This is a genomic window from Microseira sp. BLCC-F43 (assembly GCF_041929235.1).
In the GTDB taxonomy this organism is placed as follows: Bacteria; Cyanobacteriota; Cyanobacteriia; order Cyanobacteriales; family Aerosakkonemataceae; genus Microseira.
Genome location: NZ_JBHFNP010000092.1, coordinates 14,510 through 29,333, shown reverse-complemented (window position 1 = coordinate 29,333; position 14,824 = coordinate 14,510). Strand labels below are relative to the sequence as shown.

Below are 14,824 nucleotides of genomic sequence, written 5' to 3'. Positions count from 1 at the left end.
TGGTTATATTTCCATTGGTTTGTTGCAGCGCTTTTTTGCAATTCATCATGCCTGCGCCTGTTTTTTGGCGCAGTTCTTTGACGAGTTTTACTGATATTTCCGTCATTTTGTTTTTAGTTTGAGTTGATTGACAATTTTTCTGGTCAAGATTTTGGTAGTGGTGCGTTACGCTGTCGAAGAGAGCACCCTACAATTTCTACTTATCTTCCCGCACGGGTAGCGGCGTATCCAGAATTTCCATCAGCAATTCTAGGCGCGATGGACGAGATAGCATTGGAACGAGGTTCGGTAGCGAGTAGTAATCACCGGCGAAGGTAAAGGTATCTACTTGCACTTGCTTTTGCTTTAACTGGTTTTCGACGTAATTGCTGGTGCTACCTACTTTAACAATTACCACGTTGGGCATTACTGCCAAATCGCGACAGTAATTGTCGTAAACGTTAGCAAAATAAGGTGCAGAGTTCTCGCCTTCATCTGTTACTAAAATGATTTGTTCTACCCACTGCTTTTTGAGACGCATTGCTTCCAAAGCACAACCGATGCTAGTACCGCCACCTGCTTTGATATGCTGGAAAGCACGTTCCCAATCGCTCAATTCGGTACCTTTTGCTGTTACTGGATAAGGTACGGTGTCGAAGGCGTAGACGAACAATCCTGCTTCGGTAATGCCGGAAATTAAACCAGAGAGGCGCTTGCCAATTTCGATGGCGTTTTCCATCGAACCAGAGTTGTGACTGACAATGCCATTGCTGACAAAAGAGTGTTCGCCGGGGACGCAAAGATCGTACACAGCTTCATAACCTTCCTCTATGCCAGCAACAGCATCTAAGAACAGTTGAGATTGAACAACTTCTTGGATGTCGCCAACTTCGCCGAAAGCTGGAAATGCTTCTAAGATAGATGGCAACAAGTCTGTCGGGACGCGGTGATTCTTAGCTTTGCCTTTGAAGCAAGCAAGAGTTGGAAACAGTTGCCGCAACTGGTGTCTAGTTCCCGGTTCTAAGATGGCTGCGGCTGATCGCGCCAACTCTGGCACCGAGTCCCAACGCGCTGACCATTCGAGAGAGCGGGTGCTGGTGACGATATGGGCGATCGCATTTTGCTTGGCATCTGCTGCAAACCCAATCTCCTGCACCAAGCGCTGTGCATCGTTGCCGCCAATCGTCAGCCGCCAGTATGAGCGCATCACCCGGTTTCCGTTTGTCGCACAACTGCGAATCGGCTTGAGATTGCTAATAATGCCAAAGTTTAACAGCATGACCTGTATTTGGCGCAACAGCTGTTCTGATGCGGAGGTAGCCGCGAGTACGCCACAATTGCGACTCATCAGTCCACCGTCGCCCGCTAAATAGCCGCGCAGGAATTGGCGCTGGGTTTGTTGGGATGACATCAAAACAGTCCGAGGGACAATGCAATCCCGCGCCCTGTCTTTTTTGAGTCCAATCGCTTCATCTAAAAAATGTAACAGTGCAGCCGAAGCGATGCTGGCAGTCTGGCAATTGCCATCTTCAATTACCCGCGCCTGCAAACCGAACAATTGGGCTGTCAAAGCACAGAAGTCTGCTATGAGTTGAGCGTCGCTATTGCAGAACTCAACCGTAGCCGGACGGTGCTTGATCCGCCCTTCGGAGACAATATAGCCTAACCAGCGTCCCAGTTCAGGCGTCATTTGCCGCAATACTCGCAGAGGCGCTTCATTTGGCTGATAAGCTTCCTTGGGCTTGTAGTCTGCCAGGGATACATCTGTGCCAAAGCAGCGCGTATTGCGGCGCAAAACCAGGTAATCCCCGACTTGCAGCGTGTCAGCTTCTCGCCAAACTAGCGTTGCCGTGTGCGGTTCGTAGCACAGAAGCGGATGATTGTGCGATGCACCCAAACGGAAACCTTTTTCCGTTTCGATATAACGGACTGGCTTTTTGCCGTTGAGAAACAGCCTAGTTGCTTTTGCCATGCCGTTGCGAGTTGCTACCATTAAATCCAGCCCGACTTCGGTAACGCCTGCTTGTACGGGAGGTACGAGGCTGCTGATGGGTAGCAAGCCGTACTCAGTGCAAATTAGGGTGTCACCCGTGACGCACTTGTCAACGAGCAAAGCTGTTTGCTTGGCAATTTTACCGCGCTTTTTAATTTGCTCGTCGGTGACTTTTTCTAGTTTGGCGGCGGTTTCCGCATCCAATTCGGTGACGTTGGCGGCAACTTTTGCTTTGTAGGCGGAGATGCGTAAGCTTTTCTGTGCCTCTTCCAGTTTGCCATCAATCAGCGCTTTCACCTCTGGATGTTCCATTGCTCCCCGATCTTTGAGCGACTTGAGGTTATTGATAACCTCTTGCGGCGACATCGAGTTAATCAGCGCTACCAATACCGTCGGCGTCACTTGCTTTACCGCACCGATGGCGATGGTGTAAGGAATATTATGCTCGACGATTAGATTTGCTTGTTCTGCGGGTGTCGCCGCCTTCGCCAGCTGTTTGAGAACAAAAGCGAGACTATCTTCTGGCGGTGCATCTTTGAACAGAACCGCATCTGCACGCACATTGGGCTTAATGTGCAATGTCGCGTACAGGTGCTTCATCGCCTTGCGTCCCCGCAGTGCGGCGCGGTCAAAAAATGCCGGGTTCTTTTCCCGTTCTTTGAGATAGCGCGTTACCGCTGTGCGTGCAGAACGAGGCATTTTATTGCGATGCTGCTTCATGAAGTCCACAATCCGCGATACTTCATAAGGCGGGAACTGTTGCAACATGACAAAACCTGCATCGCGATGTTCGGTTAAATTGCTGGTGAGCAAGTTACCAACGAACACTTCTTTGTGGTCGCGCACGTCGCCGTTGTGCTGATACCAAACTGCTAAATGTCCGTAAAAAATTGGGTCTAGTTCTACTATTAATTTGTGAATTTCTGCGACTTGATCTAACTTGCGGTGGGGTGTGGTGAGCAAGCTGTTGAGCATTTCTAAACGCAGGTCGCGTTCTGCTGTATTCATAGCTACCTCCTGAAATAATTGCAGATTTCAGATTTTATATTTTAGATTTGCAATGCAAGTTATCTAAAATTTGAAATGAATTCGGAGGTAGTTGTCGCACGCTTGCTGGTGAAAGGTCACCGCGCAAGTTTGAAGAGCTTTTTTTTCACTTAACTGACTAACGCTGCTAAGTATGTATGCTCTATCAGTTAGGGCGCGGCGACAACTACCATTATAGATTAGTTGAGTTCGAGCCTCCGCAATTTAGAGACGTTACATGTAACGTCTCTACAGACAAATTAACCTAATTTTAGCAAGGTTTTGTGGGTGATATCATGTACCGTGGATTACCCATAATCAAAAGCCGGGACACGGCATTATTAACGTTATCTGTTTGTCCGAGATATTTATGATGCCGTGTCCCTACGCAACGACGAGGTGAGGCTTTTTTATTATGGGCAATTCAACGAATATCATAGGATGCGATCGCTCTCCAAAATACGTTATTTTAGGGAAACTTTTCCACCGACTGATTCTAGCTGTTGCTTGATTTCTTGGGCGTCTGGGAGTGCGATCGCTCCCTTCACCACTTGCGGTGCAGACTCAACAAAGTCTTTCGCTTCCTTCAAACCCAAACCTGTGAGAGTTCGTACCACTTTAAGAGTAGCAATTTTCTTGTCAGCGGGAACTTCTGACAAAATTACGTCGAACTCAGTTTTTTCTATTTCGGGTGGTTTAGGCTCGTCTTTTTCAGGTTTAATGATACGAGAAGCATCAACACCGAAGGTAGCTTCGATTTGCTTAACCAGTTGAGATGTTTCCAGCAGAGTCAGGGATTTTATTTGTTCTATAATTGCAAAATTTTTATCAGACATGGCTACCTCCGATGAACATTAAGTTGTGAAATTTAGCACCCCGCGCAAGTTGAAAAAGCCGTTTGTTTATACGCAGGATTTGAACCTGCATAATCTTGATTGGAAGTCAAGCGCCTTTTCCATTTGGCTAGTATGTAAGCTTTTTCCGTTAGGGCGCGAAGTGAAAACTTTAATTGTTGTATTTTAGACCGCGTAGGCGGTCTTTGTTTGTGTAGGCGCGATTTAAATCGTTCGGCTACTGATTTTTTGCCAGTCGCTTCATGATGTACTTAATTTCCTTCTTGTTACACTGGCGCTTGCTGACAGCATAGCCTCGATGCCAGTAGTAACTTTGCTCAGGTTGAATACCTTGAACTTCCACCTCTGGTGGCTCATCTTCAAACGTTACTAAAAACCACAAATCGTTCAGTTTGCGGTATTCGTGGTACTGGTCGAGAATTAAGCGATCGCTCTGTTTTTGAGCAGGTTTCTTTTTCTCTGTTTTTACTTGACAAAGAATACCCGTTTCAGGATGAACATAAAGTTCTTCGCGCACCCAAGCCAAATATCTGTACCCATTTTTGCGGTAAGGGACTCCATCAATTAGGTAAACTTCTCTTTCTACAAATTGCCATACATGAAAAAGCAGATGTTGTCCGCATAGAGTTTTTGTATCAATCCGCTGACACAGTTCGTTGTAGACAATATCCCAAGGTTGTCCAACTTTAGAACGCAACCAACGACGCATTGGCCCCAAATGGTCGGAGAAATACTTTGTTTTCCTCCTCACCTTGATTAAATAAGGAGAAAGCAATCCATCTGTGCTGGCAATTTCAGTAATTTTTTGCAGGGTTTTCTTTTGACCTTTAATTCTCCTCGAACTCAGCCTTAAGCCGCCGCGAGGACGTTCAATGACAATTCTATCCAAACGATGTTCGCTCATAAATTAAGCTTGTTGCGCTATTTTGATTCCTGTTTTGATGCGAATTATTTGTAAATGGATTGGAATTACATCGATGAATTAAAAGCATTTTCCTCTCCTTTGAATTACACAATTTAATAAATTGAGTCTTGCATCTAAAATTTGTAGGACGGGCGAGACGCCCATCCCACAAGAGATTAGTTATTAATTTTTCTTGTGGAGTGGGCATTCTGCCCGCCAAAGTCTATCGGTGCAAGATGTCAGTAAAATGGCTTCGCACAAGTCGAAAAAGCCGTATTACAAGTTGCAATTACCAGGTTTTATCCTAATAATTGCCGCCGTTCTTACCAGGTTTTATCCCGGCAGTGGACGCGCAAACCTTATCTAACAAGAGACTTGGAATGCTTCGCTAATTCGGTCGCCCGAACATCGCTACCTTAGGACCGTTATAGTTACGTCAAGTATGTAGGCTTTTTCTGTTAGGGTGCGAAGGGAAAAAGGATTGCAGATTTAAGATTGCAGATTGCAGATTTTATCAATCTGAAATCTACAATCTGCAATCTGCAATTTTTAATGCCCCGCACAAGTTAGTAAAGCTTTAGACAAATCTGATCGTTCTACTACTGAACTACAGCCGCATTCATTTACGCGGCTGGTAGGATTCGCACCTACGACTTATCAGGTGAATTATGTGTGTAGGCTTTACAAGTTAGGGCGCGGGGCAATTTAAAAGGTTCGGTATAAATGATTCGGTATAGTCTTGAGTGAAATACTGCGCGCAAGTTAAGAAAGCTGTTTGTTCATACGCGGGATTTGCACCCACTACCAATCGCTTTTAGGTCGATTGCTCTACTAAATGAGCTAGTATGTAAGCTTTCTAAGTTAGGGCACGCATTGCTTTCTCTCAACGATTAACATAATCGAGAATTACGCAAAGAACCCGGGTTTTTATGCAAAATCGTCGCGCAAGGAACTAGAGATATAAGCAGAAACAAAGGTGATATGAGTGTCTGTTTGTTTTGTACAAGTTGGTCACTACGCGCAAGTTAAAAAAGCCGTTTGTTCATACGCAGGGATCGAACCTGCATAGACTTGAACCTAAATCAAGCGCCTTACCATTTGGCTAGTATGTAAGCTTTTTCTGTTAGGGCGCGTAGTGTTCCAGCGAGGATTTAAGATTGCAGATTGCCGATTTGAATAAATCTGCAATCTTAAATCTTAAATCTGAAATTGTTTTAGCCGTAAACGGCTTCTGGACGGACGATTAGGTCGCCGCTGGGACGCCGATCTACTACGTAGAATTGGAAGCGATCGCCCGCAACATCAAAGTGCTGCGCTAGTCTTTCTTTGATGGCTGTATCGTTCATTCCAGCGGTGACGCCCAGTTGATTTTCTGCCAGGTCGTACGAACGTCCTTCAAATCGAATATGTACCATTGTCAGCACCTCCTTTGATAATTTTAGATTGAAGAATTGCAGATTTTAGATTGAATGCTTGTCTATCAAAGGAGAGGTGCTTATAATTGAATTATTTTTACAACAAGAAACGCCGCTCTAGGTGATAGACTTGCTGGATTTGACGGAGTTCTTCAGTGAATTTTTTTTGTCTGAAGTAGTCAGAACCTTGGGGTTCTAATTCCGTCTCGGATGGGTTGGAGTTAAACTGTGGTTGGATTTTCCACTTAAATGAAGTCGGCAGCCAACCAAACAGTTTTGTGTAAAGTAACAACATGGATGGTTTTCGTCTCTATTACGAGACGCCTCCATAAACGTCCGTTGGAATTCCCAATGTTTTATTCAGTTTTCAAGGTGCAGATTCAGCGCGGGGTAGAGGTTTTGACCTCTCCTTTGGGTGCGCTGTAATTTAATACTACTTATATACTACACGAGTGTCAAGGGGCTAGAAAAAGTTTTTTTGTTCGTCTCCTAGCTCCTCTCGTCCTCTCGTTCCCAGGCTCTGCCTGGGAACGCAAGGTTATAGGCTCTGCCTCACCCCAGAGGCAGAGCCTCTAGGGTGGCGTTACCAGGCGGGAGCCTGGTAACGAGGTGTGCTAGATATCTTTGTAGTACGAAATATTGGTGTCAAGTTTGCGGAAACCAACTGACTCGTAAAGCTGCAAAGCACCATTAGGATTATCAGCATCCACGCCCAATTTTGCTGTATCCATTCCAGCTGCTTTTAACTGATGCATTCCAGCGAGTAACATGGCTCGTCCCAATCCAATTTTGCGGAAGCCGCGTCGCGTTCCAAGCTCGGCGATCCAGCCTTCTTTGCGAGCGAAATGCTCGTTTTCTTCTGGGTTGATATAGCAGTAACAGAAGGCTGCAAACGTGCCATCGGGAGCGATCGCAACTAAATCCAACTCAGGTTTGTAATTGGGGTCAGTTAACCAGTGCTGGAAACTCTCAACCGTTAAAGGGTGATAATTCCAGTGGTCGATAAAGGTTTGGTTGAACATTTCTACCCACGCTTCGACTTCCTGTTCGCCTTGTAGTTGGCGGAGGGTGAAACCTTCTGGAAATTGGGGTTCTGGAAGTGGTTCAACAAGCGATCGCTCCATTCTCAAAAAGTAGCGATCGGGTGTAAAACCGCAACTTTCTAATATAGCCATGCGTACGCTATTATCATCGCGGCTACCCGCACGCAACCTCGCGCATACTCCGCGTGAGGTTGCAACTTCGCGCATCCGTTGTTCGCCCCAAGCGATCGCTTGTTTCTCCAAATACCCGCCGCGGGATTGGGGGTGAACGTTAAACCACAGAAAGCCATCATTGTTGTCACCGGATGGCGGAATCCACATTTGACCCATGCCAATTAACTTGCCATCCGCATCTTCCCAAAGGCAGATATCTCGTTGCTTGTCTATGGATGGATCGTCAAATTCCAACCGCAACTCGGAAACCGATATCCAATCATCCTGGCGATCGAATTCTGCACAGGTGTTTAGGAGGTGCGCGATCGCTTCTAAATCGGCTTCACCCCCGTAGGGGCGCATTGTTAGCGTTAGCATAAAGGTGATTTTGCTCTCAAACGTACTTGAAATAAGAGATATTGGTGTGAACTTTACGGAAACCAACCGACTCGTAAAGCTGCAAAGCACCATTGGGATTATCCGCATCAACACCAATTTTTGCCATTTCCATTCCCGCGATTTTCAACTGATTTAAACCAGCGAGTAACATGGCACGTCCCAACCCAATTCTGCGAAAGCCGCGCCGCGTACCAAGCATGTTAATCCAGCCATCTTTGCGTCCAATTTGCTGATTTTATTCTGGGTTGATATGGCAGTAACAAAAAGCAGCAAATCCTCCATCGGGTGCAACGGCAATCAAATCCAGTTCTGGTTTGTAATCAGGGTCAGTTAACAAGTGTTGATAACGCTCGACCGTCCAAGGGTGATAATTCCAATGAGCGATAAACGACTGATTTCGCATTTCTATCCACTCTTCCATATCCTGTTTTCCTTTGGAATTACGCAGCGTGAAACCTTCGGGAAACTGAGATTTTGGAAACGGGTCAATTAGCGACCTTTCCATATTAAAGAAGAATCGCTCAGATGTGAAACCGCAACTTTCTAATAGAGTAATGCGTTCGCTATTATCATCGCGACTACTGCAAAGCAACTTCACCCGCACCCCAGGTTTGGGATTAACTTCGCGCATCCGCTGTTCACCCCAAGCAATTATTTGCTTCCCCAATTCGCTTCTAGAGGCGTTAGGATGAACGCGAAACCAAAACGAGCCATCGATTTGCTCGCCTGACTCTAGAATTCTCATCCCACCGATGCCAATTAACTTGCCCTCCCCATCTTCCCAAACGCGTATATCTCGCGTCGGATCGAACGATGGCATCTCAAACGCCAACCGGACATCGTTAACAGACATCCACCGATCGACGCGATCAAATGCTGCACAGGTGTTGAACAGGTGCGCGATCGCTTCTAAATCCGCTTCACCCCGGTAGGGGCGCATCGTTAAAGTCAACATATCCAGCCTAATAACACATATACTTCAACATACTACATAAATGATAAATCGTGTCTCACTCAATCGGGTGATATCATGTCCGCTTGCTTCGGCATCCCATGGGGGGGCGGGTTTATCAATACAATTCGATTACTGGTAAAACCCGCCCCTACAAAACTACAGGACTTACGCGCGACCAGGTCATCACCTTTGTTTCGACCTAGATCTCTAGTTCCCAAATCAACGATTTTTCATAGAAACTTTGGTGTTTGTGTAAGTCCTGAAACTATTAACTGTACGAGTCCGATACGAAGGGACGTGATATGAGACAAGCTAAAAATGCTCAGGTTGTGTATAGTTTTTGATTCCAACCGGACATGATATTACGCTCATATTCCGGGTTTCTATGAAAAATCCTCTAAACTAGCTCCCCGACTTCTTGAAGAAGTCGGGGAGCTGGGTAAAATCTGCAATTTAATTTAGTTTTCGGGCAATGTGAAAAGCGGAAAGATATGAGAGTTGAAGATTTTCTCCAAAGTTACGCTCTATCTTTTCCCTCAAACCTTCAAATAAAGAATCCCTAATCTGCGGAGCTAATTCTAGGTAGGGCGAGTAAGTGCTTAAAAGCATCAAATAATCATTAGTGCTATAAGTAACTTCACTCGTAACCTGTTCGGACACTAAGTCTTTGAATCGACCAGAGTCTAGGACACTCTGCCCAAAACTTCTCAGACTTTCTTGCTGAGTTTCTCTCGATTCATATTGCGCCAGCAAAGAGGGTGCGTGTGTTTGATAGACTTCCCGCAACACTTGGTACACTTCATCTTGGGGCTGAAGTTCGCAGTTCCACAACAAAATTAGAGAGCCATTTTCTTGTAATGCATTTGCCGCTTTCTGATATCTAATTTCTGGTGCTATCCAATGAATAGAAGTTGCTGCTAAAACTGCATTAAACTTCTCATTTTCTAGTGAGTATTCTTCAAATGTGGTATTTTGAATTTCTACATTTGGATACTGGGCGCAATTGATTTTTGCGAACTGACAAGCTGCTTTACTTGGCTCAAGACAAACCATCGAGAAACCAAGTTTCGCGAATGCTACGGTTGCATTTCCTGGGCCACATCCTAGCTCAAGAATAGTTGCTTTAGATGGAAGTTGGGTTAACTCCAAAACCCGATGAATCAGATTCTTAGGATAGCGCGGTCTTACCTTGTTGTAGGCATCTGCTACAGGGGAATACCATTGTTTTTTCTGTGACAAATCTTTAGCGTACCAGGTTTTTATTTGTTCTGAATTTGTCATAAATTATGAATGCGATAGGCTACCGATGGAACAGTTTTAAGTTTACGCGATCGCGACCCGCCTACCGAGTTGTAATCTAACCAACGATCTATTCAACTATTAAATGATATTTTAAAGAAAAAAAAATCGCGCGCTGCCAGCAGGTTGCCCCTTCGTAAACATCTCAGGACTAGACCGATCAACTCGAGCTTAGTCCACGTACTATCGCTCGTTAGTTTCGCGGAAACCCAACCGTAATAGCGATAGTACGTGAGACTAAGCATAGTCAAGAGCGGGCTAGTGATGCGTGTGTGGACTAAGCGCAAGGACGGCGATCCACCGTCCGGATTGCAAGGCTGTTGAGCCTGCTGGCAGTTGCGCGATCGCTTTACCTGCTGGTGCGAACGTGCTGCATACGCAGCGCTAATATATGTTCGCATGGCCCTTTAAACAGCTTGTTTTGCTGATGCCAATTGCAGGTACACATAGCCTCTATAATACGTTGATCCGGGTCAATTGTCAAAGATGGATTGTAAGTTTTTGACCCATCTTGGACGCTGCCTTGTAAGGTGAGAACTCCATCATTTACGTTGCAGGAAGTTACCCGCACGGTATTTCGACTTAAGAACCTGGTTGCTTTTTCTTCCCGTTCGTTGGCAAAGCGCAATTTATCCATCGGTAGCGGTTCTCGGCTCAATTCGCGCACGCGATACACTTGCTTATTTAAGTCATAAATCGCACTTCCTGCTTGCGTGTAAGCACTTAAAGCACCGAGAACGAGGGAACGGTCTAAACCCAAGCGTTGCGCGAGGACATCGGGCGGTTCTGCCCAATTTTGCTTAAGGGCGTTGAAAATTCGCTGTTTTGTAACGTTATCCACTTCCGAGCGGGGTGCCATGAGGTCAAAGTTGCCTGATTGCGCCCAATCGTTTGCCGTCCATCCAGATAATCCCAGGGTAAAGGACATATCGCCCAAGTCGGCAACGTAGAAAGATGGCATTCCCGTACCGAGTAGGTGGACGGTGAATTTTTTGGCGATGGGGATGAGGCGTTCGAGGATGTGGAGGCGGCGGCGCCCCCAGACGCGGATGACTTGTTCGGAGGTGCCATAGTAGGGCGATCGCGCGCACACTACTTCAATATCCCACGGTTCAAACACGACGCGCACTGGCTGGCCTGGTGTTAAATGATACCGCATACTGCGCGGCCCTTTTGTTTCTTTATGTCGTCGCAGGACAAAACATAAATTGTGTATATCCATCGGGTGCAAATTGAAGCGAGTTGCGGGTAAGGACATGGCGGAACTGACTTGCAAGAATCCCCTCACCCAACTATCGGGAAGGTCGATTTTGACTTCTTTAAATGCTTCTTCGTTGGTAGTTGTAACTTCAAATCCGGATGGATCGACTTCTAAGCGGGTACTCTTATAACTGCGGATTTTCTGAAATTCCTGATAGAGATCGTGGGAATAATCTATATTGGTTGTGCCGCAGGCGAATTCGTCGATATTTTTGAACACTTCGTAACTAGCGCCGAGGCGTCCATAACTCGATTCATCGACGCTGAAGCATTCAAAAAATATTTCGTCTGGGTGAACTGTGATGACTGGATCGAAGAGGAAATAAAGGTCTACTTGTTTTTCATAGACATAGCGGCGAAATTTGTCTCTGGCGTCGTAATAAGGTTTTAGACGTTGGTAACAGTTATTGTATAATTCTTGCAGTTCGTCGCGCAATTGTTTAATTCTGCTGGCGACTTCTTGGCGTTGGACTGCAACGAGTTGCCAGTCGATTTCTAACTGTTTTGCTGCCCATTCTTTGTAAGCGGTTTTGTCTTTGGGTTTGAACCGCATATCGGAAACGACGACATCGTGTAAGGCACTAATTGCTTCGCGAAATGCGACGTTTTGGCGCAATTCGCCGATGAAGAAAGTGGGTTCGCGCTTAGTGTCTGGGGAGAAAGACATTTGCGTGCGATCGCCTTGATCCACAACAGCGGTACTTCCTTTATATGCGTAGTTTACTTCCATAGTATTTGTGAGGGGTAGATTGTTATTTTCTTCAATAAATTCAGGCAATTAGTTCTCGGATCTTTTTAGGCATGGATGCGATCGCGTTCGCGAAGCGGCGTGGATGCGCTTAGCTTGCCTCCAGGCATATCGCGTCTAGCCACAACAACGGTACTGCCTTTGTATGTCTAGTTTACTTCCATTTATGCCTGTTGCTTTAATCCCACTTTTATCTTACCTCAACAGCCATAGTTGCTTTGTCTATAAAATTTCCCTATAAGACTGCACTTCGACTCCTTAAGAATGAAAAATTAAAAATGAAACAGCGATACAATTGAGCAAGGAGGTTGAGCTGTCAATCTTGATGTTGTTAGCTGGCTGTTCCACCGCAACCCAAACAGTAAACCCTATGAAAGCGATCGAAACCACCGCTACTATCAACGACCTCGGTCAACTCACTCTCGACAATCCTCTCGAAGTGAACCAATCTCGCCGCGTCCGCGTTATCGTCCTCATCCCCGAAGACGAAGAACTTGAAGACGACTCGATTGAAACTATCCGCGAAGGACTCTACCAAGGGTGGCAAGAAGTCCTCACCGGAAAAACCCGTCCCGTCTCTCAACTGTGGGAAGGTATGGATGTCGATTAATCCACCCGTTCAAGTGACTTTTAGCGATCGCTTTGGACGCGATGTTCGCAGGTTGGGCAAACGCTACCGTACCATTCGTCTCGATATTCAACCTCTGATCGAACAACTTGAATCAGGCGAACTTCCGGGCGATCAAATTCCTGACATGGACTATACCGTTTTCAAAGTTAGAATCAAAAACAGCAGCATTCAAAAAGGCAAAAGCGGCGGCTATCGCGTCATCTACTACCTCAAAACCAGCGATCAAATTCTCCTCGTTACGATGTATTCCAAATCCGATCAATCTGACATCACTGCCGCTGAAGTTCGAGAAATTCTCACCCGTGCTGAAGTCCAGTTGCCCGATTCAGAAAATGTCGGAAAATAGAAGAACATTCCGTTGATTGCGATCGCCTTGATCTACAACTGCGCTACTTCCTTTATATGCGTAGTTTACTTCCATAGTATTTGTTAGGGGTATATTGTTATGTTATTCAATAATTTCAGGCAACCTGAAACGACTTTCCTCGCGTTTTAGGTTCGGGCAGAGGTTTACCGTCTTCTCTGGACGATTCGCTCAGAAGTTATAACACTTGGGCATTTTTTAAAGCTGCTTCATAGGTATCTCCATGGGTGTGGCAGAATTCTCCCCATTCAGGAAGACTGACGACGAAACATCGATCTTCATCAGACGATTGAATAACGATAGTTTAGTGATAATTCATTATGATTCTTCCTCTTGTTATTGTTGAACTTCTGCGAGTCTCTGAATTACCTTATTTACATCTCTTTCTTAATAGAGTTTGGCATCGTCTCCGTCATTACCTGATAAAGTTAGGGTTGTAGGTAAAAGCGGATGGTATTTGAGTGACTACGCTTACCTGGACGATAAGTAAATCCTGCTTTTAGTAACAAGCTTTTTAGTTCTGGGATTTTCTTAGGCATGAGTGCGATCGCTCCTACCCACAACAGCGTTACTGCCTTTGTATGTGTAGTTTACTTCGATTTATGCCTATTGGTTTAATCCCACTTTTATATTACCTCAACAGCCATCAAGGTGAGATTACAGAAATCAGTAAATACAGACAGACAATAGAGGCTAAAATTCTCCGCTCGTCCACAGGTGATTGAGTTAGTACCTGCTTGGGTTAAACTCAAGGGTGGAGAAGAGCGATTGAGCGTGTCTTGTCTGTGAGCGTGCCGATGGATTTAATCGAACTTTTATGTCGAAAGCGTAAAGTGCTTGGTTGCGAACAATATTGACGAGTAATATCATCTCCTTAGGCAACGGTTGTGTAACTGCTAATCGCTAATCGCTAATGGCGGATATGGAGGCAATTAGCAAGCGAGCAATTAGCAATTAGCCATCCATACACTACCGATATCACCGGACATGATATAATTTGCAATTGAATCATGGCTTTGTAAACACCTGTTAGAATGATTTTGCTAACTGCTAACCGAAGCATGAAGGGAAAAAACTCCTTGGAACAGGTAATGCGTCAGGAAAATACTTCTACATCACTTCCTTTCGTTACGATCGGAAATATCGATCGGTTACTTGCTGAACCAGATTATCGGGAACGTTGCGTCAATCGCTTGGTTGACATCGTAGTTGACATTGAAGACTATCGAGGCACAAGGCGAATTTTCATTCCATGATGCGCTTGGTAGTGAGTAATCTTGAGCAAGCAGGCTACAGTAGCGTTCGCCCCGGTTAAACCCAAGAGTAGAGAAGAGCGATCGCACCCCTCACAGGCATCAATTGTTCGAGCAAACGATGGGGTTGAATTCTGGTCAAGGGCGGTAAAACACCCTTCCTAGTGAGACTATACCGCTGATTTAGAGTCAGAAAAAGTCTGACGATTTCATCGAGCTAAATAATGTCTTAAACAACTCTTTTCTCCCTCTACCCTTGCCATATAAGTTTTACTAACAATCGGGTTTTCATTGCTGATAAAACAAGGGTAATGGCTAATGGCTAATGGCTAATAGTCCTGGGAAAATTTTAGTAGGGGCGTTCGCGCAGCGTGCCGGAGGCATTAGCATTTTCTTATAAATATTTCTTGTTGGGCGACAAAATAACAGCACAAATGCGCTAGCCCTTACTAGCAATTTTAAAACCGGGGTTTGTAATTAACTCAAGTTGCTAGTTATTTCATGCCAAGCGGCTTTAGGCTTTTTGGGGCTGGCGCATTTGCGTATAA

13 protein-coding genes, 2 tRNA genes and 2 pseudogenes are annotated in these 14,824 nt (G+C 45.3%); 3 read left to right on the top strand and 14 right to left on the bottom strand.

Going from position 1 to position 14,824, the window contains the following annotated elements; genetic code table 11:
* The 13 genes and pseudogenes from ACE1CM_RS14245 to ACE1CM_RS14185 form a co-directional block, all read right to left on the bottom strand.
* Positions 1 to 106 (bottom strand): annotated as a pseudogene (locus tag ACE1CM_RS14245) (elongation factor Ts); the annotation flags it as partial.
* 90 nt (positions 107 to 196) lie between these two features.
* Positions 197 to 2,980, bottom strand: coding sequence for an LAGLIDADG family homing endonuclease (locus ACE1CM_RS14240; protein ID WP_374878176.1), 2,784 nt, complete (start codon positions 2,978 to 2,980; stop codon positions 197 to 199).
* A 482-nt stretch (positions 2,981 to 3,462) separates the two neighbouring features.
* Positions 3,463 to 3,834: a 50S ribosomal protein L7/L12 gene (rplL, locus tag ACE1CM_RS14235; protein ID WP_374878175.1), complete on the bottom strand. Its 372-nt coding sequence runs from the start codon at positions 3,832 to 3,834 to the stop codon at positions 3,463 to 3,465.
* 66 nt (positions 3,835 to 3,900) lie between these two features.
* Positions 3,901 to 3,966 (bottom strand) — tRNA-Gly (locus ACE1CM_RS14230).
* A 103-nt stretch (positions 3,967 to 4,069) separates the two neighbouring features.
* Positions 4,070 to 4,756: a hypothetical protein gene (locus tag ACE1CM_RS14225; RefSeq protein WP_374878174.1), complete on the bottom strand. Its 687-nt coding sequence runs from the start codon at positions 4,754 to 4,756 to the stop codon at positions 4,070 to 4,072.
* A 1,043-nt stretch (positions 4,757 to 5,799) separates the two neighbouring features.
* Positions 5,800 to 5,868: transfer RNA gene (locus ACE1CM_RS14220), tRNA-Leu, on the bottom strand.
* Positions 5,869 to 5,970: 102 nt separating this feature from the next.
* The gene (locus ACE1CM_RS14215) at positions 5,971 to 6,171 is read right to left on the bottom strand and encodes a hypothetical protein (protein WP_374878173.1); all 201 of its coding nucleotides are present in this window, start codon (positions 6,169 to 6,171) and stop codon (positions 5,971 to 5,973) included.
* 97 nt (positions 6,172 to 6,268) lie between these two features.
* Complete coding sequence (locus ACE1CM_RS14210; RefSeq protein WP_374878172.1) at positions 6,269 to 6,466, bottom strand: hypothetical protein; 198 nt, start codon at positions 6,464 to 6,466, stop codon at positions 6,269 to 6,271.
* Between the two features lie 319 nt (positions 6,467 to 6,785).
* Positions 6,786 to 7,745 (bottom strand): GNAT family N-acetyltransferase, encoded by a 960-nt coding sequence (locus ACE1CM_RS14205; RefSeq protein ID WP_374878171.1) that lies wholly within the window; start codon positions 7,743 to 7,745, stop codon positions 6,786 to 6,788.
* 16 nt (positions 7,746 to 7,761) lie between these two features.
* Complete coding sequence (locus ACE1CM_RS14200; protein ID WP_374878178.1) at positions 7,762 to 7,992, bottom strand: GNAT family N-acetyltransferase; 231 nt, start codon at positions 7,990 to 7,992, stop codon at positions 7,762 to 7,764.
* A 9-nt stretch (positions 7,993 to 8,001) separates the two neighbouring features.
* Entirely contained in the window at positions 8,002 to 8,721 is a 720-nt protein-coding gene (locus ACE1CM_RS14195) for a GNAT family N-acetyltransferase (RefSeq protein ID WP_374878170.1), read from the bottom strand.
* Positions 8,722 to 9,174: 453 nt separating this feature from the next.
* On the bottom strand, positions 9,175 to 10,002 hold the full coding sequence (locus ACE1CM_RS14190) for a class I SAM-dependent methyltransferase (RefSeq protein ID WP_374878169.1): 828 nt from the start codon (positions 10,000 to 10,002) through the stop codon (positions 9,175 to 9,177).
* 367 nt (positions 10,003 to 10,369) lie between these two features.
* Positions 10,370 to 12,010: an SWIM zinc finger family protein gene (locus ACE1CM_RS14185; protein WP_374878168.1), complete on the bottom strand. Its 1,641-nt coding sequence runs from the start codon at positions 12,008 to 12,010 to the stop codon at positions 10,370 to 10,372.
* Between the two features lie 388 nt (positions 12,011 to 12,398).
* On the opposite strand from ACE1CM_RS14185, the gene ACE1CM_RS14180 reads away from it, so the two are divergent.
* The 3 genes from ACE1CM_RS14180 (at position 12,399) to ACE1CM_RS14170 (ending at position 14,279) form a co-directional block, all read left to right on the top strand.
* Positions 12,399 to 12,638 (top strand): hypothetical protein, encoded by a 240-nt coding sequence (locus ACE1CM_RS14180; protein ID WP_374878167.1) that lies wholly within the window; start codon positions 12,399 to 12,401, stop codon positions 12,636 to 12,638.
* Positions 12,628 to 13,005 carry a type II toxin-antitoxin system RelE/ParE family toxin gene (locus tag ACE1CM_RS14175; RefSeq protein WP_374878166.1) on the top strand — a complete coding sequence of 126 codons (378 nt, stop codon included), beginning with the start codon at positions 12,628 to 12,630 and terminating at the stop codon, positions 13,003 to 13,005. The genes ACE1CM_RS14180 and ACE1CM_RS14175 overlap by 11 nt, the downstream gene beginning before the upstream one ends.
* A gap of 1,079 nt (positions 13,006 to 14,084) precedes the next feature.
* The gene (locus ACE1CM_RS14170) at positions 14,085 to 14,279 is read left to right on the top strand and encodes a hypothetical protein (RefSeq protein ID WP_374878165.1); all 195 of its coding nucleotides are present in this window, start codon (positions 14,085 to 14,087) and stop codon (positions 14,277 to 14,279) included.
* Positions 14,280 to 14,488: 209 nt separating this feature from the next.
* Here the strand turns inward: ACE1CM_RS14170 and ACE1CM_RS14165 are convergent.
* Positions 14,489 to 14,587 (bottom strand): annotated as a pseudogene (locus tag ACE1CM_RS14165) (IS1 family transposase); the annotation flags it as partial.
* Between the last annotated feature and the right edge of the window lie 237 nt (positions 14,588 to 14,824).